The sequence below is a fragment of the Cellulosimicrobium sp. So1_17 genome, assembly GCF_055181235.1.
On sequence record NZ_CM143702.1, the window covers coordinates 1,348,692 to 1,371,016 of the forward strand.

Annotated in this window: 21 protein-coding genes, 1 other RNA gene and 1 pseudogene; 4 read left to right on the forward strand and 19 right to left on the reverse strand. The window is 72.9% G+C overall.

What is annotated here, in order from left to right; translation table 11 throughout:
- Nucleotides 1–711: a DUF2017 family protein gene (locus ACZCLJ_RS06040; protein WP_463105789.1), complete on the reverse strand. Its 711-nt coding sequence runs from the start codon at nucleotides 709–711 to the stop codon at nucleotides 1–3.
- A complete protein-coding gene (clpS, locus tag ACZCLJ_RS06045) occupies nucleotides 708–1,043 on the reverse strand; it encodes an ATP-dependent Clp protease adapter ClpS (RefSeq protein WP_463105790.1) in 336 nt (111 codons plus the stop codon). The genes ACZCLJ_RS06040 and clpS overlap by 4 nt, the downstream gene beginning before the upstream one ends.
- A gap of 64 nt (nucleotides 1,044–1,107) precedes the next feature.
- Here clpS and ACZCLJ_RS06050 point away from each other — a divergent pair, with 64 nt between their 5' ends.
- Nucleotides 1,108–2,538 carry a nicotinate phosphoribosyltransferase gene (locus tag ACZCLJ_RS06050; protein ID WP_463105791.1) on the forward strand — a complete coding sequence of 477 codons (1,431 nt, stop codon included), beginning with the start codon at nucleotides 1,108–1,110 and terminating at the stop codon, nucleotides 2,536–2,538.
- On the opposite strand, the gene ACZCLJ_RS06055 is transcribed toward ACZCLJ_RS06050, so the two are convergent.
- The 9 genes from ACZCLJ_RS06055 to ACZCLJ_RS06095 all read right to left on the reverse strand — a co-directional run bounded on the left by ACZCLJ_RS06055 (nucleotide 2,539) and on the right by ACZCLJ_RS06095 (nucleotide 12,433).
- The gene (locus tag ACZCLJ_RS06055; RefSeq protein WP_463105792.1) at nucleotides 2,539–4,392 is read right to left on the reverse strand and encodes a DEAD/DEAH box helicase; all 1,854 of its coding nucleotides are present in this window, start codon (nucleotides 4,390–4,392) and stop codon (nucleotides 2,539–2,541) included.
- Nucleotides 4,389–4,724 (reverse strand): DUF3039 domain-containing protein, encoded by a 336-nt coding sequence (locus ACZCLJ_RS06060; RefSeq protein WP_251153330.1) that lies wholly within the window; start codon nucleotides 4,722–4,724, stop codon nucleotides 4,389–4,391. Before ACZCLJ_RS06060 ends, ACZCLJ_RS06055 begins: the two co-directional genes overlap by 4 nt.
- Before the next feature lie 162 nt (nucleotides 4,725–4,886).
- The gene (nagB, locus tag ACZCLJ_RS06065; RefSeq protein ID WP_463105793.1) at nucleotides 4,887–5,669 is read right to left on the reverse strand and encodes a glucosamine-6-phosphate deaminase; all 783 of its coding nucleotides are present in this window, start codon (nucleotides 5,667–5,669) and stop codon (nucleotides 4,887–4,889) included.
- On the reverse strand, nucleotides 5,669–6,706 hold the full coding sequence (locus ACZCLJ_RS06070) for an ROK family protein (protein WP_463105794.1): 1,038 nt from the start codon (nucleotides 6,704–6,706) through the stop codon (nucleotides 5,669–5,671). The genes nagB and ACZCLJ_RS06070 overlap by 1 nt, the downstream gene beginning before the upstream one ends.
- Nucleotide 6,707: 1 nt before the next feature.
- Entirely contained in the window at nucleotides 6,708–7,622 is a 915-nt protein-coding gene (locus ACZCLJ_RS06075; RefSeq protein ID WP_463105795.1) for a carbohydrate ABC transporter permease, read from the reverse strand.
- Complete coding sequence (locus ACZCLJ_RS06080) at nucleotides 7,619–8,584, reverse strand: carbohydrate ABC transporter permease (RefSeq protein WP_463105796.1); 966 nt, start codon at nucleotides 8,582–8,584, stop codon at nucleotides 7,619–7,621. The genes ACZCLJ_RS06075 and ACZCLJ_RS06080 overlap by 4 nt, the downstream gene beginning before the upstream one ends.
- A 91-nt stretch (nucleotides 8,585–8,675) precedes the next feature.
- On the reverse strand, nucleotides 8,676–10,007 hold the full coding sequence (locus ACZCLJ_RS06085) for an extracellular solute-binding protein (RefSeq protein ID WP_463105797.1): 1,332 nt from the start codon (nucleotides 10,005–10,007) through the stop codon (nucleotides 8,676–8,678).
- Between the two features lie 202 nt (nucleotides 10,008–10,209).
- Nucleotides 10,210–11,370: an ROK family protein gene (locus tag ACZCLJ_RS06090; RefSeq protein WP_463105798.1), complete on the reverse strand. Its 1,161-nt coding sequence runs from the start codon at nucleotides 11,368–11,370 to the stop codon at nucleotides 10,210–10,212.
- 145 nt (nucleotides 11,371–11,515) lie between these two features.
- Nucleotides 11,516–12,433 (reverse strand): PfkB family carbohydrate kinase, encoded by a 918-nt coding sequence (locus ACZCLJ_RS06095; RefSeq protein WP_463105799.1) that lies wholly within the window; start codon nucleotides 12,431–12,433, stop codon nucleotides 11,516–11,518.
- Between the two features lie 115 nt (nucleotides 12,434–12,548).
- Between ACZCLJ_RS06095 and ACZCLJ_RS06100 the strand changes: the two genes are divergently transcribed.
- The 3 genes from ACZCLJ_RS06100 (at nucleotide 12,549) to ACZCLJ_RS06110 (ending at nucleotide 14,662) form a co-directional block, all read left to right on the forward strand.
- Nucleotides 12,549–13,559: a DUF4349 domain-containing protein gene (locus ACZCLJ_RS06100; protein ID WP_463105800.1), complete on the forward strand. Its 1,011-nt coding sequence runs from the start codon at nucleotides 12,549–12,551 to the stop codon at nucleotides 13,557–13,559.
- Nucleotides 13,552–13,905: a hypothetical protein gene (locus ACZCLJ_RS06105; RefSeq protein WP_463105801.1), complete on the forward strand. Its 354-nt coding sequence runs from the start codon at nucleotides 13,552–13,554 to the stop codon at nucleotides 13,903–13,905. Before ACZCLJ_RS06100 ends, ACZCLJ_RS06105 begins: the two co-directional genes overlap by 8 nt.
- A gap of 307 nt (nucleotides 13,906–14,212) precedes the next feature.
- A complete protein-coding gene (locus ACZCLJ_RS06110; protein ID WP_463105802.1) occupies nucleotides 14,213–14,662 on the forward strand; it encodes a nuclear transport factor 2 family protein in 450 nt (149 codons plus the stop codon).
- Between the two features lie 56 nt (nucleotides 14,663–14,718).
- On the opposite strand, the gene ssrA is transcribed toward ACZCLJ_RS06110, so the two are convergent.
- The 8 genes and pseudogenes from ssrA to ACZCLJ_RS06150 form a co-directional block, all read right to left on the reverse strand.
- Nucleotides 14,719–15,085: a transfer-messenger RNA gene (ssrA, locus tag ACZCLJ_RS06115) on the reverse strand.
- A 151-nt stretch (nucleotides 15,086–15,236) separates the two neighbouring features.
- A complete protein-coding gene (locus ACZCLJ_RS06120) occupies nucleotides 15,237–15,650 on the reverse strand; it encodes a hypothetical protein (RefSeq protein ID WP_251153319.1) in 414 nt (137 codons plus the stop codon).
- A gap of 91 nt (nucleotides 15,651–15,741) precedes the next feature.
- Nucleotides 15,742–16,212: an SsrA-binding protein SmpB gene (gene smpB / locus ACZCLJ_RS06125; RefSeq protein WP_251153318.1), complete on the reverse strand. Its 471-nt coding sequence runs from the start codon at nucleotides 16,210–16,212 to the stop codon at nucleotides 15,742–15,744.
- Nucleotides 16,213–16,377: 165 nt separating this feature from the next.
- Nucleotides 16,378–17,853: a peptidoglycan DD-metalloendopeptidase family protein gene (locus ACZCLJ_RS06130; RefSeq protein WP_463105803.1), complete on the reverse strand. Its 1,476-nt coding sequence runs from the start codon at nucleotides 17,851–17,853 to the stop codon at nucleotides 16,378–16,380.
- Between the two features lies 1 nt (nucleotide 17,854).
- Nucleotides 17,855–18,766: a permease-like cell division protein FtsX gene (gene ftsX, locus ACZCLJ_RS06135; RefSeq protein ID WP_251153316.1), complete on the reverse strand. Its 912-nt coding sequence runs from the start codon at nucleotides 18,764–18,766 to the stop codon at nucleotides 17,855–17,857.
- Nucleotides 18,767–18,984: 218 nt separating this feature from the next.
- A pseudogene (gene ftsE, locus ACZCLJ_RS06140) lies at nucleotides 18,985–19,665 on the reverse strand (cell division ATP-binding protein FtsE); the annotation flags it as partial.
- Between the two features lie 150 nt (nucleotides 19,666–19,815).
- Nucleotides 19,816–20,940 (reverse strand): peptide chain release factor 2, encoded by a 1,125-nt coding sequence (gene prfB / locus ACZCLJ_RS06145; RefSeq protein ID WP_251153314.1) that lies wholly within the window; start codon nucleotides 20,938–20,940, stop codon nucleotides 19,816–19,818.
- A 95-nt stretch (nucleotides 20,941–21,035) separates the two neighbouring features.
- Entirely contained in the window at nucleotides 21,036–22,262 is a 1,227-nt protein-coding gene (locus ACZCLJ_RS06150; protein WP_463105804.1) for a hypothetical protein, read from the reverse strand.
- Nucleotides 22,263–22,325: the final 63 nt, after the last annotated feature.

Consider the following 22,325-nt stretch of genomic DNA (forward strand, 5'->3'; position numbering starts at 1 on the left):
TCAGTCCCCGTCGCGTCCGCGCCGCGCCCTCAGGTCGGCGAGCATACCGTCGACGAGCGACTCCTGCAGCAGGCCCGTGAGGAGGAACACGCTCACGAGGAACCGTCGCGCCGCGAGCCCGTCGACGTCGGAGGCGTCGTCCGGGCCGTCGTCGCCCTCCGCGTCGAGCTCGTCGTACAGGCCCTCGACCTGCTCGTCGGTCCGCAGGTCGAGGCGCTCGGCGAGCACGAGGCGCACGTCCGTCAGGGCGCCCGCGACCCGCTTGGCGGTGTCGCGCGGCACGACGAAGGGCGCGGCGTGCGCCGGCTCCCCGTCCACGAGCATCTGGCCGAGCAGCACGAGCCGGCCGATCTTCTCCCCCGCCAGGTCGTCCTGCGTGAACCGGCGGAACTCGGCCGCGACCGCGGCGTCGTCGGACGCCGCCGGGAGCAGACGGCGCACCGCCGGGTCGAGCGGCGCCCTGCGGTCGGACCGCGGCGTGCCGGACCCGGTCGCGCGGGGGGCGGGACCCGTCCACCCGGGCGGCGCCCAGGCCTCGCCGTCCTCGGACCCGTCCCCCGCGCCCCCGAGGTCCCGGGCCCCGGGCGCGTCGACCGGCGCGTGCTCCTGCAGCATCTGCGCGACGTCGCCCGCGAGCTGCGCCAGCACGATGCGCTCGGACGGCTCGAGCTCGGCGACGTACCCCAGCTCGTCGGTGCGGAACGGCCTCATGCCTCGTCGCTCCGCTGCATCGTGGCCCAGAGACCGAAGCCGTGCATGGCCTGCACGTCCACCTCCATGCGCTCGCGCGTCCCGGTCGAGACGGCCGCGCGGCCCTCGTGGTGCACCTGGAGCATGAGCTCGTTCGCCCGCGACGTGGGGTACCCGAAGTACGACTCGAACACGTAGGCGACGTAGCTCATGAGGTTCACCGGGTCGTTCCACACGAGGGTCACCCACGGGCTGTCGGCGGCCACGTCGAGGTCGGTGCGGGTCGCCTCGTCGGGGACCGCGACGGAGGCCCGGGGCGCGGCGGCGCGGGTGAAGATCGGGGGGAGGTTCACCCCACCACTGTATTCGCGGGCCCGTCACCGCCCGTGACGGGGTCGTCTGCCCTACGGTGTCCGCATGAGCCTGAACGACCGGGGCACCGCCGCCCTCCGGGCCGCCCTCGCGCCCGGACTCGACGCCGCCCTCGGCGCGACCGCACCCGTGGGCAACGGCCCCAGCACGTCGACCGCCCTCCTCACGGACCGCTACGAGCTGACGATGCTCCAGGCGGCGCTCGCCGACGGCACCGCGCACCGCCACTGCCTGTTCGAGGTGTTCACCCGGCGCCTCCCGGCCGGACGGCGCTACGGGGTGCTCGCGGGGACGGGTCGTGTGCTCGAGGCGCTCGCCGCGTTCCGCTTCTCGCCGCACGAGCTCGACTGGCTGCATGCGCACTCCGTCGTGGACGACCGCACGCTCGACTACCTCGCGGGCTACCGCTTCACGGGCTCGATCAACGGGTATGCCGAGGGCGAGGTGTTCTTCCCCCACTCCCCGGTGATGGTCGTGGAGGGCACGTTCGCCGAGGCGGTCGTGCTCGAGACCCTCGTGCTGTCGATCCTCAACTACGACTCCGCGATCGCGTCCGCCGCGTCCCGCATGACGAGCGCGGCCGTCGACCGCCCGTGCCTCGAGATGGGTGCGCGCCGCGCCAACGAGCAGGCGGCGGTCGCCGCGGCACGCGCCGCCGTGGTCGCGGGCTTCGCCGGGACGTCCAACCTCGAGGCGGGGCGCCGCTACGGCCTGGAGACCATCGGCACCGCGGCCCACGCCTTCACGCTCCTGCACGACGACGAGGAGTCGGCCTTCGCGTCCCAGGTCGCCTCCCTGGGACCCGGGACCACGCTGCTCGTCGACACCTACGACGTGCACCGCGGCGTCGCGAACGCCGTCCGCGCCGCGGGGACCGGGCTCGGGGCGGTGCGGCTCGACTCGGGCGACCTCGGCGTCCTCGCCGTCGAGGTCCGCCGACAGCTCGACTCGCTCGGCGCATGCGACACGAGGATCACGGTGACGTCCGACCTCGACGAGTACGCGATCGCGGCGCTGGCGGCGGCACCGGTCGACTCGTACGGCGTCGGCACGTCGCTCGTCACCGGCTCCGGGGCGCCGACGTGCGGCATGGTCTACAAGCTCGTCGCCCGCGAGGACGCGTCGGGCGTGCTGCAGCCGGTCGCCAAGGCCTCGACGGCCAAGACGAGCACCGGCGGCCGGAAGGTCGCCGCCCGCCGCTACGGGGACGACGGTCGCGCCGTCGAGGAGCTCGTGGTCACGGGCGCCGACCTCGCCGTCCGGGACTGGGACCCGGACGCCGAGGAGGGCGACGTGCGCCCCCTGCACGTCCCGCTCGTGGTCGACGGCGCCGTGGACTCGCGCTGGGTCGGGTCGTACGGCGTGCAGAACGCGGCGGACCGGCACCGCGAGTCGCGCGCCGAGCTGCCCCGCGGCGCACGCCGGCTCTCGGCGGGCGACCCGGCGATCCCCACGGTCGTCCGCACGCTCGACTGACTACTTCTTGCCGACGAACCAGCCCCGGACGAGGCTGACGCGCGCGTCGAGCTGCTCCACGGTCGCGAGCGGGACCTCCGGGCCGCCGCAGCGACGGCGCAGCTCGTTGTGCACCGTCCCGTGGGGCTGCCCGCTGCGCCGCGCCCACGCGGACACCAGCTGCTGGAGCTCCTTGCGCAGGTCGGCCGCCCGCCGGTGCTCCAGCTCGGAGCGCGCGCGCTCGGCCGCGACACCGTTCTTGGACCGTGCGCTGATCTGGTCGGCCTGCCGCTGACGCAGGAGGCTCGTCACCTGGTCCGCGTCGAGCAGCCCCGGCAGGCCGAGGAAGTCGAGCTCCTCGTCCGAGCCGACGTCCGCGCCCGTGCCGAACTCGCCGCCGTCGAACAGGACGCGGTCGAACGACGCCTGGGCCTCGAGCGCCTCGAAGCTGCCCTGGACGAGCTCCCCCGAGGCCTTGTCCTCCCGGTTGGCCGCGGCGAGCTCCGCCGCCTCCGGGTCGAACCCCTCGCCCTGCTCCTCCGCCGTGAGCGGGCGGTCGAGCGCGTGGTCCCGCTCGACCTCGAGCCCGTTCGCGAGCTCGAGCAGCGGCGCGACGCTCGGGAGGAACACCGACGCCGTCTCGCCCCGCCGCCGCGCGCGCACGAAGCGCCCGACGGCCTGCGCGAAGAACAGCGGCGTCGAGGTCGAGGTCGCGTACACGCCCACGGCCAGGCGCGGGACGTCCACTCCCTCGGACACCATCCGCACCGCGACCATCCAGCGCTGGTCGCCGTCGGAGAACTCCTCGATGCGCCCGCTCGCGCCCTCGTCGTCGGAGAGCACGACCGTCGGCGACTTCCCCGTGAGCCGCGCGAGGTGGCCCGCGTAGGCGCGCGCGTCCGTCTGGTCCGTCGCGATGACGAGACCCCCCGCGTCCGGGATCGCGCGCCGGACCTCGGAGAGGCGCTTGTCCGCCGCCGCGAGGACGGACGGGATCCACTCGCCGTTCGGGTCGAGCGCCGTGCGCCACGCCTGCCCGGTCATGTCCTTCGTGAGCGGCTCCCCGAGGCGTGCGCTCACCTCGTCGCCCGCCTTCGTGCGCCAGCGCATCTGGCCGGAGTACGTGAGGAAGAGCACCGGCCGCACGACGTGGTCGCGCAGCGCCTCGCCGTACCCGTACGTGTAGTCGGCCTTCGAGCGGCGGATCCCGTCGGGGCCGCGCTCGTACTCGACGAACGGGATCGCGGCCGTGTCGGACCGGAACGGAGTACCCGTGAGGCTCAGGCGCCGCGTGGCGTCCTCGAACGCCTCGCGCACCGCCTCGCCCCAGGACAGGGCGTCCCCGCCGTGGTGGACCTCGTCGAGGATGACGAGCGTGCGCTCGGCGGTCGTGCGCGCGGCGTGCAGCGCGGGCTTCGCCGCGACCTGCGCGTACGTCAGCGCGACGCCGTCGTAGTGCGACCCGTGCCGCCCCTGGCTGTTGCGGAAGTTGGGGTCGATGCGGATGCCGACGCGCGCGGCGGCGTCGGCCCACTGGTGCTTGAGGTGCTCCGTCGGGGCGACGACCGTGACGCGACGCACGACGCCCTGCTCGAGGAGCTCCGTCGCGACGCGCAGCGCGAACGTCGTCTTGCCGGCGCCGGGCGTGGCGACGGCGAGGAAGTCACGCGGCGCGCGGCCGCGGTAGAGCTCGAGGGCCTCCGCCTGCCACGCGCGCAGCCTGGACGCCGAGCCCCACGGGGCGCGACGCGGGAACGCCGGGGAGAGGTGCGAGGCCGCCGCGGACGACGGGCTCTGCGGTGCGGCCGGAGGGGCGCCGGAGGTGGCGCGAGGAGAGTTAGGGGAGGTGGACGACGAGTGGGGCGTGCCGCTCACTTGCCGGAGTCACCCTCGCCGTCCTGCGGCTCCCGCAGACCGTCGTAGATCTCCTTGCACGTGGGGCACACGGGGAACTTGTTCGGGTCGCGGCCCGGTACCCAGACCTTGCCGCAGAGCGCGATCACCGGCTTGCCGGACATCGCCGACTCCATGATCTTCTCCTTGCGCACGTAGTGCGCGAAGCGCTCGTGGTCGCCCGGCTCGGCCTGCTCGTGGGTCTCCTCGCGCTCGAGGACGCCTGTCGACGTGCCCGTGGTCGGCTCGGTCGCAGGGCTCCGGAACGGGTCCTCGGGACCGCCGGGGGGCGTGCTCGCGCGGAGTTCGGTCATGGCCAGCAGTCTACGTCGCCGCGCCGACAGCGCGTCCGCCGGTCCCGGGCGCAGATGAGCCCGCCGGCACCGGTCAGGGGCGTGACCGGCGCCGGCGGGCGGCCAGCGGGAGGACTGGCGCTCGCGGCCCGGGTACGCCGGGGCGCGTGCGCTCGTGCATGCTCAGAGCCCCTGCCACTCCGGCTTCGAGGCGTAGGTCTGGCGGTAGTAGTCCGCGAGCTGCAGGCGCGAGGCCGCGGCGTCGTCCACGAGCACGGTCGCGTGCGGGTGCATCTGCATGATCGTCGCGGGCCACAGGGCGCTGATCGGGCCCTCCACGAGCTGGTGCACGGCCTCGGCCTTGCCCTTGCCCGTCGCGAGCAGCACGAGGTGCCGGGCGGACATGATCGTCGCCAGACCCTGCGTCAGGCAGTGTCGCGGCACCCGGTCCACGTCGTCGCCGAAGAACCGCGCGTTGTCCTCGCGCGTCTGGGCCGTGAGCGTCTTGATCCGCGTGCGCGACGCCAGCGAGGACCCCGGCTCGTTGAACGCGATGTGCCCGTCGGTGCCGATCCCCAGGATCTGCAGGTCCACCCCGCCGGCGTCGGAGATCGCGGCCTCGTACGCGGCGCACGCCGCGGGCAGGTCCTCGGCGTTCCCGTCCGGCCCCTGCACGGCCCCGGGGGCGAGGTCCACGCGGGACGCGATCTCCGTCTCGATGACGTTGCGGTACCGCTCCGGGTGCTCGGCGGGCAGGCCGACGTACTCGTCGAGCATGAAGGCCCGTGCCTGCGCGAACGACAACCCCTCCTGCTCGTGCCGACGCGCCAGCTCGTCGTACACCTTCAGCGGGCTGGACCCCGTGGCGAGACCCAGCACGGCGTCGGGCCGCGCGCGCACGAGCGCGTCGACCGCGTCGGCGGCCAGCTCGGCGAGCCTCGTGGCGGGAGCGATCACGACTTCCATCAGGACACCTCTCGACGGCCGACGAGGGCGGCACCCACGGCGGCGACGGGGACGTCGTCGGGCGCGAGGGACACACGGTCCGCGAGCCGCAACGACGACAGGAACGGGGACGAGCGCGACTGGTCCTCGAGGGCGGCGCGGACGGCGTCGAGCAGCGGCTCGCCGAGCGCGGAGACCCCGCCTCCCAGGACGACGTGGCGCACGTCGACGGTCAGCTCGAGGATGCGCACGGCGCTCGCGACCGCGGACGCGAACTCCGCCTTGATGCGCACCGCCTCCGCGTCGCCCGCCGCCGCGGCCTCGAACAGCTCGGCCGGCGCGGGACGCCCGTGGCGCGACGGCCAGCGCGCGCTGAGCGCGGAGCCCGAGGCGTACACCTCGACGCAGCCCCGCTGACCGCACGCGCACACCGGACCCCGTGGGTCGATCGGGATGTGCCCGATCTCCCCCGCGGCCCCGCTCACACCGCGGCGGAGCTCGCCGCCCAGGACGATGCCTGCGGCGAGCCCGGTGCCGAGCGCGAGGAACGCGAGGTCGCCCCCGTCCGGACCCCGGAGGTGCGAGGCCCCGAGGGCCGCGACGTTGAGGTCGTTGTCCGTGCGCACGGGCGTCCCGCCCAGCTCGTCGGACAGCGCGCGCGACAACGGGAAGCGGACACCCTCGATGCCGAGGTTGACCGCATGGGTCACGGACCCGTCGTCGGGGTCCACGAGGCCCGGTACCCCCACGCCGACGCCGTCGAGCACGGCCAGGTCGACCCCGGCCCTGCTCGCGACCTCGCGCACGGCGCGCGCGGCGCTGGCCACGACGCCCTGCGGGCCCCGGACCGTGGGGACCCGCACGGCCTCGTGCGCGACGCCGTCGGGCCCGAGGACGGTCGCGAGCACCTTCGTCCCGCCGATGTCGAGCCCCGCCGTCCACCCGGGCCCGGGGCGCTCCAGGGTCTCGGTCGCAGGTCTCGGCCGTGGCGTCGCGCCGAGGGCGCTCGGGGCGGCCGCCTCGCCGGAGAGCGAGGCGGCCGTGGTCAGGTCGCTCACGTCAGCCCTTCACCGCGCCCGAGACCAGGCCGCCGGTCATCCGGCCCTGGACGATGAGGAAGAAGATGATGACGGGGACCGCGATGAGCGTCGACGCCGCCATCACCTCGCCCCAGTTGACCCCCTGGCTGACGCTCGAGTTGAGGAACCCGCGCAGCCAGAGCGGGAGCGTCTGCGCCTGGTTGGACGGCAGCGCGACGAGAGCGACCGTGAACTCGTTCCAGGCCTGCAGGAACGCGTACACGCCGGCGGCGACGAGGCCGGGGGCGAGGAGCGGGAAGGTGATGCGGATGAACGCCCCCGTCCTGCTCAGGCCGTCGACCATCGCCGCCTCCTCGAGCTCGGCCGGCACTCCGGCGACGAACCCGCGCAGCATCCACACCGTGAAGGGCACGACGGCGGCCGTGTAGAGCACGGTGAGCCCGACCGCCGAGTTGAGCAGGTTCGCGCTCGACAGCATGCGGTACTGCGCGATGAACAGGCCCTCGGCCGGCAACATCTGGATGAAGAGCATCGCGATGATGAACGACTTGCGCCCGCGGAACCGGAAGCGGCTGATCGCGAGCGCCGCGAGGAACGCGAAGACCAGCACGAACAGCACCGTCGAGAGCGTGACGACCACGCTCATGCGCAGGGCGTTGAGGAACGAGTCCCCGTCGAGCACGCGCGCGTAGTTGAAGATCCCTGCGTCGGCGCTGAAGAACGTGGGGGTGCGCGACTGCACCTGCGTCCGCGGCAGGAGCGAGGTGTTGATCATCCAGTAGACGGGGAAGACCCACAGCAGCGCGACGGCGACGGCGAGGACCCCCGCCCCCACCTTGCCCGGGCGGAACGTGCGGGCGGGACGGCCCGAGGCGCCACCGGGCGCCCGGTGGCGGACGGGTGCGGCGTCGGTCGAGGTCGTGACGGCACTCATGCCTCGTCCTCCTTCAGCAGGCTGCGGACATAGGGCCAGCTCAGCGCGATGGTGAGCGCTAGCACGAAGATGGACACGGCGGCCGCGCTCGCGAAGTCCTGACGCCCGACGCCGAGCTCGTAGATGTAGTTCCCGAGCAGGTTGGTCTCGGAGATGGGTGCGCCGCCGTCCTGCAGGAGACGGATCTGGGCGAACACGCGCAGGTCCCAGATGATCTGGAGCAGCAGCACGATCGCCAGCACCGGACGGATCATCGGGACGACGATGTGCCAGAACTTGCCCCAGCCGCTCGCGCCGTCGAGCGACGCGGCCTCCATGACCTCGTCGGAGACCTGCGTCAGCGCGGCGTAGACCGACAGCGCGACGAACGGCACCGACATCCAGACGATGACGAGGGTGGCCACGAAGAAGAACGTCAGCGGCTGCGCGAGCCACTCGTACCCCTGGAACTGGTCGAGCCCGAGCTGGACGAGGAGCCAGTTGACGACGCCCGAGCGGTAGTTGAACAGCCACTTGAAGACGGTCACCGCGGCGACCATGGGCATGGCCCAGGCGAGGAGCATCGCGACCTGCAGGAGGATGCGCGGCACGCTCCCGGCGGCCTTCATGAGGAGGGCGATCAGCGTGCCGAGCACGACCGTCAGCGCGGCGTTGACGAGGCAGAAGAGGATCGAGCGGAAGACGACGGCCCACATCGTGCTGTCCGTGAAGATGCGCGCGTAGTTGTCGAGGCCGACGAACGTCGGCGGCTGCCCGAACTGCTGGGCGAGCCCGTACTCCTGCAACGAGGTGATGACCTGCCAGTAGACGGGGTACCCCATGCCGAGCAGGATCACGAGGAGCGCTGGGACGAGGAGGGCGTAGGGGGCCCGGGGCCGGCGGCGGGTCCGCCGGGGTGCCGGCCCCGCGCCGTCGCCGAGGGGCGCGACCGCTGCGACGGGCGGTGAGACGGTGGTGTTCATGCGGGGGCTCCTCCCGGCCCGCGCCGGTCCGGACAGGTTTCGTCCGGACCGGCGCAGGTGCAGGATTCTCGAGGTCCGATCAGGCCTGGCGTCAGCCGTTGTTGAGCATCGGCGTGATCTTCTCGTCGTACTCCGCCGCGAGCTCCGTGACGTCCCCGCCCTCGGCGATGGCCTGGAACAGCTCCTCGTACACGAGGGCGCCCTCGACGGCGGCCCAGCCCGGGGCGGGCGGGGTGAGCTTGGAGTCGGCGGCGGTCGCGATCATCGTCGAGGCGAACTTGTCGTCGCCGAGCGCCGAGACGTACTCGCTGTTGGCCGGCCCGAGGCCGTTCTCGCCGAGCATGCTCTGGTACGTCGAGGAGAAGATGATCCGCAGCAGGTTCTCGGAGAGCTCGGGGTGCTCGGACTTCGCCGAGACCGCGATGTTCGATCCACCGGCGAAGACGGGTGCCACGCCACCGTCGACGCCCGGGAGCGCGAAGATGTCGTACTTGGCCTCGTCGACCATGCCGTCGCGGACCTCCTCGCCGTCGTCGTTCGTGGTGAGGTCACCGATCGACCAGCGAGCCCAGCCCGGAGCCATGATCGTCGCGGCCTCGGGGGCCTCGCCCTCCGGGCCGTCGTTGAGGAACTCCCAGTACGCGACGTCCTTGGCGGTCGCCGGGACGTTGGAGGCGCCCTCGAAGATCTCCTGCCACTGCTCGAGGCCCTTGATCGTGTTCGGGTCGCTCAGCGTGGACGTCCACTGGCCGTCCTCCTCGACGGCGAGCTCGCCGTCGTTCGCGAAGACCCAGGAGATGCCGTTGCGCCAGTCCTGGCCGCCCATCGCGAAGCCGGACTGGGCGTCCGTGCGCAGCGACTTGACCGAGTCGGTGAACTCGGCGAGCGTCTCGGGGACCGCGAGGCCCGCGGCGCTCCAGACGTCGCTGCGGTAGAACATGTAGCGCGAGCCGAAGTAGTACGGGAGCGCGAAGTTCTGGTCGCCGACCTTGCCCGCCTCGACGAACGACGGCAGCAGGTTGTCGCCGCCGAGCTCCTCGTACAGGGGCGTGAGGTCGTGGAACGCGCCGACCGTGCTGAAGGTCGAGGACTGCGTGTTGCCGATCTCGGTGACGTCGGGCGTGTTCGCCGCGTCGGGCAGGGCCGTGGTGAGCGACGTGACGAGGTCCGGCCACTCCTTCTGCTCGATGGTGAGGGTCGAGCCCGGGTTCTCGGTCTCGAACGTCTCGACGAGGTAGTCGCGGAGCTCCTGGGGCGTGTCGGGTCCCGCGAGCCAGAGCGTGATGTCACCGGGCTCGGGAGTCGCGTCCCCGCTGCTGGTGGCGTCGTCGCCCGTGGTGCCGCCGGAGCTGCAGGCGGTCAGCGCGAGCGCCAGGGTGATCGTCGACGCCACGGACGTGGCGACGAGGCGGTTCCTCTTCACTGGGTGCTTCCTCTCGGTGCTTGTGCGGTGTCGTCGATGACGGCGCACGAGATGTGGCAGGGGTCCTGCGTTATTCAGGGTGTGCGGTGCCCCGCGTCCGGAGGGTGCAGCACTGGGGTCTCCGGGGCGCCGGGCGAGCGGGGGGACGGGTCTCGTGGTCGACCCGCCCCGGTCGGGCAGGAAGGTCAGGTGGGCGTGGCGCTCACGAGACCCCCAGCTGTCCGGACAGGACGAGGACGGCGGCCCCTGCGAGGACGACGTCTTCGTCGAGCGTGGCCATCCGCACCTGGAGCCCGCTGCCGATGACGGGCATCGTGCGGCCACGGATGGTCTCGAGCGCGGCCTCCCGCAACGGTCCGTCGAGCAGGTCCGCCGGACCGCTGATCAGGACCTCCGCGAGGTTCAGCGCGCTGACGACAGGCGCGAGGGCGATGCCCAGCGTCCTGCCGACCGACGCCAGGGCGGCGTCGGACGTCTCGGTGTCGAGCCCGTCGACCGCACGCCGCAGCGCCGGGACGGACAGGACGGTCTCCAGGCACCCGCGGCGGCCGCAGGCGCACAGGTCGCCGTCGTCGACGACGGTCACGTGGCCCAGCTCGCCGGCCGCGTCGCCGTGACCACGCACGCGCGCGCCGTCGACCATGATGCCGGCGCCCACGCCCTCGCCCACGGTGAGGACGAGCAGGCCGTCCCCCGCGGCGCCGCCGAACGTGAACTCGCCGAGCGCGGCGATGTTCGCGTCGTTCGCGACGTGCACGGCGAGGCCGAGCTGCTCCGTGAGCTGTGCCGCGAGCGGCACGTCGTACCAGCGACGGTTCGGCGCCTCGACGACGCGGCCGACGGCGTCGACCACCCCCGGGGAGCCGATGCCCACGCCGATCACGGGCTGGGTGGCCGACGCGATGAGCCCGCGGCAGAAGCGCGTCAGCAGGTCCACGAGCTCGGAACCGGTCCGGCCGTCGACGGCGAGGCTCTGCCGCACCACGAAGTCGCCGGTGAGGGTGAGGACGGCGCCGCGCAGGACCTCGTCGTCGGTGAGGTCGACCGAGACGATCTGATAGGCGCTCGTCCGCATCCCGACGAGGATCGCCGGCTTGCCGACCCGCTGGCCGGGCCGCACGCCGAGCTCCTCGACGAGCCCCTCGGCGATGAGCACGGAGACGAGGTCGGAGATCGTGACGCGGGTCAGCGACGTCGCCCGGGCGAGGTCGGCGCGCGAGGTGGGGCCCTCGTGGAAGAGGTGCTGCAGCACGAGGGAGCGGTTGTGGGCCCGAGCGTGCTCGGGGAGCACCTTGGAGGTGGGCCTGAGCCCGGAGCTCAGCCTCCTCCGCGGTGCGCCGGTCCCGGTGACTGCCGTTGTCATGTTTGTTAGTAGACCGCCTTTACTAAGTGCGTGTCAACCCGCTCGAGGCTCCGTGACCGAACCGTTGTCGAGCGGCAACGCGGGCGACACGTCGCGATCCGGAGGCGGACGAGCCGGCCGCTTTCCGGGGGCTCAGGTCCTCCGGTCAGCCGACGGCCCCCGCCTCGATCCAGCCGCGCGCGCCCGGATGCTCGACCGAGCGCGTCGCGACGACGACCGCTCGCGCGAGCGCGGCGGCGAAGGGCTCGCCCGCGCAGAGCGCGGCCGCGAACGCCCCGTGGACGACGTCGCCCGCCCCCAGCGTGTCGACGACGCGGCGCGGCGACGGCACGGCGGTCTGCGACCGGCGCCCGTCGTGCAGCACCTCGACCGGCCGCCCACCGCGCGTCCGCGCGACGAAGCGCGGTCCGCGCCGTGCGACGTCCGTCAGGATCGCGTCCGACCCCCGCCCCGACGCGTCCTCGTCGTCGACCGGCACGCCGGGGACGCGGAAGTCCGCCGACAGGACGACGGCGTCGCAGAGCGCGAGCAGCTCCGGCGCGTCCGGCTTCCAGGAGCCGCCGTCGAGCACGACGACGCACCCGGCCTCCCGGGCGCGCCGCGCCAGCGCGAGCGCGAGCGGGGCGAGGTGACCGTCGAGCAGCAGGACGTCTCCCGGTCCTACCGGACCGAGCAGGGCGTCGACGTCGTCCACGCCGCCCGGCGGCACGAGGTCGCCGAGCGTCGTGGCGTTGGTGCTCACCACGGCGCGCTCCCCCGACCCCGCCGTGACGAGGACGGTGGAGAGCGCGGGCTGCACCGCGTCCCGGCGCCGCGCCGGGACCGCGTCGACGAGCTCGACGCCGGCCGCGACGACGTCGGCGCGGACCGCGTCCGCCACCGGACCGGTACCGACCGCAGCGACCAGACGGGCAGGCACCCCGAGGGCGACCGCCGTCGCCGCCGCGTTGGCGGCCGGCCCCCCGAACGTCGCGTCGAGAGAGTGGGCCACGACCTTCTCGTCGGGACCGGGCAGGTGGTCGACGACCTGGACCACGTCGAGCGTCAGGAGTCCGCAGCACACGAGCACCCACCCATCCTGCCGTCGTGTGGCGGTCAGGTCACGACCAGTTCACAACACGGTCACGATGTCCGGTCGCGTGTCCGGTTCGCACGCTTGGCCCCCTACGCTCGCAAGCATGCGTCTCAGCACCCGTCGGCTCCCCGCCCTCGCCGTCGCACTCGTCCTCGGCGGGGCTCTCCTCGCGGGGTGCTCCGGCGGCTCAGCCGACTCCGAGTCCGGAGCGGCGCCCGTCTCGGCCGAGGACCGCGCGGTGGAGGGCGACGGCGGCGGCGAGGCCGCCCAGGGGGGCGCCGACGACGCCGTGTCGGGCATCGCGGCGGGCGACGAGGCCGCCCAGGCGGAGGCCGCGCGGGAGATCGTCACGACCGGGTGGGTCACGGTCGTGACCGCGGACCCGGTCGCGGGCGCGGCGGAGGTCGCGGACCTCGCGGAGAGCGCCGGCGGGCGGGTCGAGACCCGCAACCAGTCGGGTGACGCCGAAGACGGGACCGCGCACGCCGAGCTGACGATCCGGGTCCCCGCCGACCGGACCACGGCCACGCTCGACGCGCTCGAGCAGATCGGCGAGGTGGACGACCTGTCGGTCGAGGCGGTCGACGTCACCGGCACCGCGCGCGACCTCGACGCCCGGGTCGAGGCGCTCACCACGTCCGTGGACCGTCTGCGCGACCTCATGGGCTCGGCCGGCAGCACGGAGGACCTGCTCGCCGCCGAGCAGGAGCTCACCACCCGGCAGGCGGAGCTCGAGTCCCTCCAGTCGCAGCGGGCGGCGCTCACCGACCAGGTCGCGATGTCGACCGTGACCGTCTCGCTCGTCCAGGTAGCACCCGTCGAGCAGCTCTCCCCCGGCGGCTTCCTCGGCGGGCTGGAGAACGGCTGGAACGCCCTGCTCGCGACCCTCAACGGCCTCGTCGTGGTCGTCGGGGCGCTGCTGCCGTGGCTCGTGGTGGGCGGAGCCGTCGCGCTCGTCGTGCGGTGGGTGCTGCGTCGCCGTCGGCGCGCCGGCGCGGGCGGGACGCCGCCCTCGGCGGGCGACCCGGCGGAGCCCGACGGCGGACCCGGCGCAGCGCCCGGCGAGGGCGCCGGGGTCGGCGCCGAGCCGCTCGTCGGGGCGACGCGTGACTGACGGCCCCACGGACCCGGCCGGTCCCCGCGGCGAGGTGGGGCGGCTCTGGGACGGGGACCCGGACGCTCCGGACGGCCACGCCGTCGGCTACCTGGTGACGCGCGAGTGCACCCACTGGGACACCATCGGTCCGCACGCGTTTCCGCGTCACGTGAACCCCGAGCCGCGCCTGCAGTGGCGGGCCCACTTCGACGACCCGGTGCGCGACGACGTGTACTGCGACGACCCGGACGCCCCGTGCGTCGGGCGCCAGGACGACACCCTGACGATCTCGGGCGACGTCCTGCACGTCCGATGGCTCAAGGGCGCCGACGCGGAGACCGCCTGGGCGAACCACGGCTGGTGATCCCACCGGTCGGGCAGTCGTCGCCCCTCCTCCAGACCGCCGGTGGGCGGATACTGAGGTGGGCGCAGACCGAGCCCGGCGCGGCGCGACACCCACAGCGGGACGGGAGGGGGTCCACATGTCCAGGCACCGTCGTGGGCCGTCGCGACCGGACACCGTCACCGTGGACCTCGTCGGCGGACCGGATCCTGAGCCCGGTATCGCACCGCACGACGGTGGAGCTCGTCCTGGCTCGCGGACCGGACGGACGGCGACGGTGGCCGCGCTCGTCGGACTCGCGCTGGGGTGCGTAGGCACGGTCGTGGTGGTGCGTCTCACCGAACCGTCCCCGCCCGCCGTCGTCGAGGGAGCAGTGGTCGAGGAGCTGCGACGCATCCAGGATCAGCGGCTCGCCGCTCTCGTCGACGCCGACGCCGACGTCCTCGAGCGGCTCCACGCACCCGGTTTCGAGCTGGTCCCCCCGACGGGCGACGTGCTGTCCCGGGACTCCTATCTGGACGACGTCATCGCCGGCGTGTGGGACTTCACGACCTTCGAGGCCACCGGTCCTGTGGACGTCAGGGTCCGCGGCGACTCCGCGCAGGTCCGCCACCGGTCGTCGACCACGATCACGATCGCCGACACGGGGACGTTCGGTACGCCGACGCTCAGCACCGTCCTCTACGAGATGCACGACGGGTCATGGGTCGCCGTGCGGGAGCACACGGCCCCGCTGGGCGACCTGGAGCCCGAGACGCCGGACCCCGGGATCCCGTGAGCCAGGGGTGTGACGACGGACGGCCCGCACCGAGAGGTGCGGGCCGTCCGTCGCAGGGGTGGAGGTGCGGGGAATCGAACCCCGGTCCGGTGACGCCGATCGAGGACTTCTCCGGGCGCAGTCTGCTGCAGATTTTCTCGGCCCCCGCACTCACGCAGACAAGGTGCGGACGGGCTCAGTCACCAAGGTGTCCCCGCAGCCCCGGTGACGAGGACTGCGAGCAGTGGCTCTCTAGATGACGCCAGGATCCGAGTCGAGAGCTAGCTCGGGCTGACGGACTTCAGGACTCGCTCAGGCGGCGAGTGCGAAGTCGGTGCGCTTGTTATCGGCACCTGTAGTTTGCAGACATCGTTTACGAGATAAGCCTGCATCCTCGGCCCGCTTCTCCTCGAAGCACGACCACCGTCGAAACCGATCACCCCCTGTGCAGTTGTCAACCACTGCCCCTGCCCGGGACGAGCCCGTGCGCGGTGCAGCAGGTACAGCCTACGGGATCAACACCGGCGGCCGCCCGCGTATTTCCGTCCGGCCCGTCGCTCCCCGGGGTGCGTGGGGGCGGTGGTCCGCTCGACGCCTACTTCTTGCGGCTCAGGACGTCCGCGAGGAGGCCGCCGGCGATGCCGAGCAGGAACACGTCCTTCGCGAGCCCGATGCCCTGGTCGCTCGGACGGATCCCGTCCTCACGCGTCATGCCGGGAGTCTTGAGGTACATGCCCACGAGGCCGGCGGCGAAGGCGCCGAGCGCGGGTGCGACGAGCGCCGTCGGGACGAACGGCGTGACGAGCGCGGTACCGAGCGCGATCTCGGCGGTCGACAGCGTCTTGGCGAACTGCTTCGGCTCGATCTCACCGAGGAACGGGTACGTCCCCGCGGCCATGCCGTGATAGCCCTGCGCCGCCTCGTCGTCGGCGTCGCGCTTGCTCAGCCCGGAGTTGAGGATGAACGCCCCTGCCGCGAGACGCGGGATGTACTGGCGCAGCTTGACCATGGGTCCTCCTGTCGACGTGACCTGTCGCCGCCCGTTGCCGGCGACCGGTCTCGACCGTACGACGCCGCGAGCGTGCCCACCAGCCCCGGCGTCAGCGCATCTCGCGCTGACGCATCGCGCGCAGCGCCTCGCGGTTGTCCTGCTTCTCCCGCAGCGCCTGGCGCTTGTCGTACTCCTTCTTGCCGCGCGCGAGCGCGATCTCGACCTTGGCGCGGCCGTCGAGGAAGTAGAGCTGGAGCGGGACCACCGTGTGGCCCTTCTCGCGGGTCTTCGCCTCGAGCCGCAGGATCTCCTCCTTGTGCAGGAGGAGCTTGCGCTTGCGTCGCGGCGCGTGGTTGTTCCACGTGCCCTCGGTGTACTCGGGGATGTGCACGTTCTCGAGCCACGCCTCGCCCCGGTCGACGTCGACGTATCCGTCGACGAGCGACGCCCGCCCCATGCGCAGCGCCTTGACCTCGGTGCCGCTCAGGACGATCCCCGCCTCGAGCACGTCCTCGATGACGTAGTCGTGCCGTGCCTTGCGGTTGCTGGCGACGACCTTGCGGCCGTTGTCCTTCGCCATGTCGTCCTACCGTCCTCGTGGGTCTGATGATGCTCGTCGAGCCAGCGCGTGCGCGCGAGCCCGCGGGGTGCGCGACGCCCGCTGCGCCGGGTTCCCCGGTGCGCGCCGGCTCGTCAGGCTACGGGTGTGCGACGCCGCCCGGTACCGATTATCCCGCAGGTGCGGCTACAGCCGGCTCATCGGGTCGACGGTGTTCCCGTCGACGTAGACCTCGAAGTGGAGGTGGCACGCGCTCGAGGTCCCGGTGTTGCCCGAGTACCCGACGATCGTGCCCTTGTCGACCCACTGCCCGGACGAGACCGCGAACCGTGAGAGGTGGTTGTAGCTCGTCATGACGCTCTGCCCACCCATGATGCCGTGGTTGACGAGGACCTGGTTGCCCAGGCCGCCGTAGCGCCGGGCGAAGAGCACCGTGCCGGACGCCGACGCGATGATCGGGGTGCCGCAGTAGGCCCGGAAGTCCGTCCCGGCGTGCAGGCGCCAGATCCCGAGCGTCGGGTGCAGGCGCATGCCGTAGCCCGACGTGATGTGCGGGACGGCCGTCGGGTAGGACAGCCCGCTCGACGTCGGGGGCGGCGGGGCCGGCGCGACGCTGCCGCCTCCTCCGCCGCCACCGCCACCTCCACCTCCACCGCCCTGGTTCTGCTGGTTCTGCTGCTCCTGCCGGCGTCGCTCCTCCTCCTGGCGACGACGCTCGGCTTCCTCGGCGATCCGGCGGTCCCGCTCCGCCTGCTCGGCGATGATGCCCTTGAGCTCGCTCTGCAGCGCCGCCTGGTCCTTCTCGTTCTGCTCGACCTGCGCGAGGGCGGCCGCCTTGCGGTCCTCGATCGTCGCCTTCTTGGCCTGCTGCTCGACGATGAGCTGCTCGACCTCGGCCTTGCGGTCGGCGGCGGCCTTGCGCGCGGCCTCTGCCTCGACCACGTTCTGGTCGGCCTGCGCCTTGAGGTCGGTGATCGTCTCCCGGACGGCCTCGAGCCGGGCCTCGCGGTTGCGCCCGACCGCCTCGGCCTCCTGGAGGTCCTGGAGGGTCCGGGACTGGCTGCGGGCCGCGGTCGACGAGGCGGCGTACTCCTCGATGAACTCCTCGGTGCTCTCGGCCCCGGTGACGATGCCGAGGCTCGACACGTCGCCCTGGCCCCGGTACGCACTGCGCGCCATCTCGGCGATGCTCGACCGCGCGTCGGCGACCTGCGTCGCGCTCTGCGCGATCTCCTGCGCGATCGACGCCTCCTGGGCGAGCGCGTCCTCGAGGCGCTGCGCGAGCAGCTCCGCCTCGCGCTGCGTGCGCTCGACCTCGGCCTGGGCCGCCTCGAGCTCCGCCTGGGCGACGGGCAGCCGCGCCTCGATCTCCTGGAGGTCGAGCACGGCCTGCTGCAGCTCGGCGTCGGTGCCCTCGAGCTCCGCCGCGAGCTGCTCGCGGTTGCCGAGGATCTCCTGCTGCCGCCGCTCGGCCGCCGCTCTCCGGTCGTCGATGTCGTCGGCGCTCGCACCCGTGACGACACCGGTGACGAGGACCACCGTGGCGAGGACCGCGGCGAGGACGCGGCGCGGCGAACGGAGGCCACGTGGCGAGCGGGTGGTCCGTGCCGGGCGGGCGGCGCGGCCCGCAGCGCCGTGTGCGGGCTTGTTCGTCGGGGTCATCTCACACCCTCGTGTGCCGGTTGAGCGTGACGACCGAGGAGATGGCCGCCAGCAGGAACGCGATGCCGACGAGGACCGGCGCGATCGCCAGGACGTCCGACTCGTCGACGTAGGCCACCCACGTGACGGACTGCGAGAGCCAGTCGGTCACGAGGTACTTCACCCCCACCCACAGCCCCCCGACGGCGAGCAGCGCGCCCACGACGGCCGCGATCGCCCCCTCGAGCAGGAACGGGAGCTGGATGAAGAGGTTGGACGCGCCGACGAGGCGCATGATGCCCGTCTCGCGCCGTCGACTGAGCGCGGAGAGCCGGATCGTCGTCGTGATGAGCAGGACCGCGGCGAGCAGCATGACCGCCGCGAGACCGGCCGAGAGCAGCGACGCCCGGTTGAGCGCGAGGAACAGCGAGTCGAAGATGCGACGCTGGTCCTCGACCACCTCGACGCCCGGCCGCCCGGTGACGACGTCGTTGACGACCTCGTAGTTCTCGGGGTTGGTCAGCTTGAGCCGGAACGAGGCCTGCATGTCCTCGACCGTGAGCTCCGTGCCGAGGTAGCCGTCGGGATAGCGCTCGGTGAACGCCTCGAACGCGTCGTCCTTGGACTCGAAGTACACGGTCTGGATCTCGTCGCCGAGCTCGGACTCGAACACGTCCTCGAGAGCCGCGATCTGCTCAGGTGAGGCCTCGCCGGCGGCGCACGTCGGCTCCGGCGAGCCGACGGGGCAGAGGAAGACGGAGACCTCGACCTTGTCGTACCAGTCGTCCTTCAGCTTGTCGATCTGCGTCTGCAGCAGCATGGACGCACCGACGAACGTCAGGGACACGAAGGTCACGAGCACGACCGACACCGTCATGGACAGGTTGCGGCGCAGGCCCTGGCCGATCTCGGTGAGGATGAACTGGAGGCGCACGACGCTCACTCCCCCGCCGCGGCCTCGGCGTGCCGCCGGGCCTTGAGGGCGCTCTCGCGGCGGACGACGACGCTCGTCGGGGCGGACGCGGGCGCGGCCCCCGGCTGGGTGCCGGTCGCCCCGGTGACGGGGTCCGGGTCGCCGAGCGGTGGCTCGGGGACCCCTTCGGGCGCGTCCTGCGCGGGCGGGACGGTGGGGTCGGGGATCACCTGGCCGCGTGCGCCGTACGCCCCGTGCGCCTGGTCGCGCACGAGGGATCCCGTGTCGAGCTCGAGCACGCGCTTGCGCATCTGGTTGACGATCTCCTCGTCGTGCGTCGCCATGACGACGGTGGTGCCGGTGCGGTTGATCCGGTCCAGCAGGCGCATGATCCCGAGCGACGTCGTGGGGTCGAGGTTCCCGGTCGGCTCGTCGGCGAGGAGGATGGGCGGCCGGTTGACCATCGCGCGGGCGATGGCGACGCGCTGCTGCTCGCCGCCGGACAGCTCGTGCGGGCGCCGCTTCTCCTTGCCCTTGAGCCCGACCATCTCGAGCGTCTCGGGCACAGTGATCGCGATGGTGTGCCGCGGTGTCCCGATGACCTGGAGCGCGAACGCGACGTTCTCGAAGACGGTCTTGTTGGGCAGGAGCCGGAAGTCCTGGAAGACGACGCCGATCTGACGCCGCAGGTGCGGCACCTTCCAGCTCGACAGCCGGCCGAGGTCGCGGCCGGCGACGAAGACCTTGCCCTTCGTGGGCCGCTCCTCGCGCAGGATGAGGTGCAGGCACGTCGACTTCCCGGAACCCGACGCCCCGACGAGGAACACGAACTCGCCGCGCCGGACCTCCAGGGACACGTCGTCGACCGCGGGTCGCGCGCCGCGCGCGTAGACCTTGGAGACGTTCTCGAAGCGGATCACGGCAGGCACAACTCTCGGGTCAGGGAGCGAACCAGGTTCGCCGGACGATCGAGAGTAGGCACGGCCGTGCGGCCCGCCGCGGCGGACACGCCGCGGTCATGCGCATCTGATCGTTGCCCGAGTCACCCGCTCGGCGGGTGCGTGCGGAGGTCAGGCCTCGATCTGCGCACCGCGACGCCAGCGGATCCCGGCCTCGATGAAGCCGTCGATGTCGCCGTCGAACACCCCGGAGGTGTTGCCCACCTCGTGCTCCGTCCGCAGGTCCTTGACCATCTGGTACGGGTGCAGCACGTACGACCGCATCTGGTCGCCCCAGCTCGCCTTGATGTCGCCCGCGAGCTCCTTCTTCTTCGCGCTCTCCTCCTCCTGGCGCACGAGCAGCAGGCGGGACTGGAGCACGCGCAGGGCGGCGGCGCGGTTCTGGATCTGCGACTTCTCGTTCTGCATCGACACGACGATGCCCGTCGGGATGTGCGTCATGCGCACCGCCGAGTCGGTCGTGTTGACGGACTGACCACCCGGGCCCGACGAGCGGAACACGTCGACCTTGATCTCCGACTCGGGGATCTCGATCGAGTCCGTCTGCTCGATGAGCGGGATGACCTCGACCGCGGCGAAGGACGTCTGGCGGCGGCCCTGGTTGTCGAACGGCGAGATGCGCACGAGGCGGTGCGTGCCGGCCTCGACCGACAGGTGCCCGAACGCGTAGGGCGCCTTGACCTCGAAGGTCGCGGACTTCAGGCCCGCCTCCTCCGCGTAGGAGGTGTCGAGCACGGTCGTCGGGTACCCGTGGCGCTCGGCCCAGCGCAGGTACATGCGCAGGAGCATCTCGGCGAAGTCGGCGGCGTCCACGCCCCCGGCGCCCGAGCGGATCGTCACGACCGCCTCGCGGGCGTCGTACTCGCCCGCGAGGAGCGTCCGGACCTCGAGCAGGTCGAGGTCCTTGCGGATCGCGGCGATCTCCCCCTCCGCCTCCTCGAGCGCTGCGGCGAGGTCCGGGTCGTCGCCCGCCTCCTGACCCATCTCGACGAGGGTCTCGACGTCGTCGATGCGCTGACCGAGCTTCTTCACCCGGTCCAGCTCCGACTGCGCGGCCGAGAGCGCGGAGGTCACCTTCTGCGCCGCGTCCGGGTCGTCCCACAGGTCGGGCGCCGACGCCTTCTCGGAGAGGTCGGCGATCTTCGCGCGCAGCACCTCCGGGTCGCTCACGCTCTCGATGGACTCGAGCGTGCTGCGCAGCGCCTTGATCTCGGCGGGAAAGTCGATGGTGGCCACGAGGTTCAAGGTTACGCGACCTCACGGGCGCGGGTCGCCGCCGGGTGCCGGGTGCCGGTGGGTGGACCGGCGGCTGCCCGACGGCGACGCGCGGCTCAGGCCGTCGTGTCGCCCTTCGCGGCGCCACCCGTGCCGGTGCTCTCGCCGGACGCCGCACCGGCCGTCGTCGCGGAGCCCCCGTCGCCCCGCTCCCGCTCAGCAGCGGCCCGACGACCCTCGTCGCGCGCCTTCGCGAGCATGTCCTCGAGGCGCTTGCGGCGGCGACGGCGCTCGTCGCGGACACCGAGGAAGAGGACCAGCAGGATCGCGAGGAGCAGGAGCTGCGGGAGCGGGATGGCCCACGTGGTCACCGTCGTGGTGACCGGCTCGAGCTGGGCGGCGTCGATCTCGTCCTCCGCGACCGGGACGGGCGTGACGGTGACCGTGGTGGTCACCGGGCCGAGCGGCCAGACCTGGTCGATCTCGACCGTGCGGGTCAGCGAGCCGCCCGGCAGGATCTCGGCCATCGGCTCCGCCGCGGCGTCCCGCGTCGCGAGCCCGAAGAGCGCGGACGTCTCGACGGTGCTGTCGGCACCGAGGCGGATGTTGCCGTCGTTCGCGACGTCGTAGGAGACGCGCACCTCGCCCGGCGCGAACGGGTTCCACGACGGCGTGTAGGAGGCACTGACGTCGGGAACCGTCAGCGTGGGCTGCACCTCGCCCGTCACCCGCGTCATGACGCGGAAGCCGACGCGGCTCGTGACTCCGACGCTGTTGCCGCCCGCGTCGGTCCCGGTGCTGCTGACCGAGGCCGCGATGCCCGCGGGGTGGTCGCCGGGGGTCGCGTTGTCGGGGACGGCGACGGTGTACGGCACGACGACGGTCTCTCCCGGGCCGACCTCGACGTCCTCCTGGATCGTGATCCAGGTGCCTGCGTCGACGGACTCCCGGTCGGCAGGGAGCATGTTGAAACGGCCCCTGTCCGTCAGGTACCCGTCGGCCGCGATCAGGGCGAACGTCGCCGGGACGTCGCCGAAGTTCGTCACGGCGAGGTGCTCGTCGACCGTCTCGCCGGGGTCCACCGTCTGCTCGACCCAGCGCCGCCCGTCGAGCCCGTCCGCATCAGCGGGGGCCACGCTCCAGGTGATGGTGTCGTCGACGTCGCGCGGCATCGTCGTGCCCGCGTCCGCCGACGGGTTCGCGAGCGCCGGCGCGGCGGGGAGGAGAGTCACGACGAGCGCGGCGAGGGCCGCTGCGGCACGACGGCGGATGGTCGCGCCGCGCGCGACGACGCGGTCTCGTTCGGGAGCGGGTCGTGCGGGGACGGTTCGTGCAGTGCTCACGGGGAAGTGCCTTCTCGGTGCTGGGGTCATGCGAACGGCGGGCCGGATGCTCCGTTCGGCACG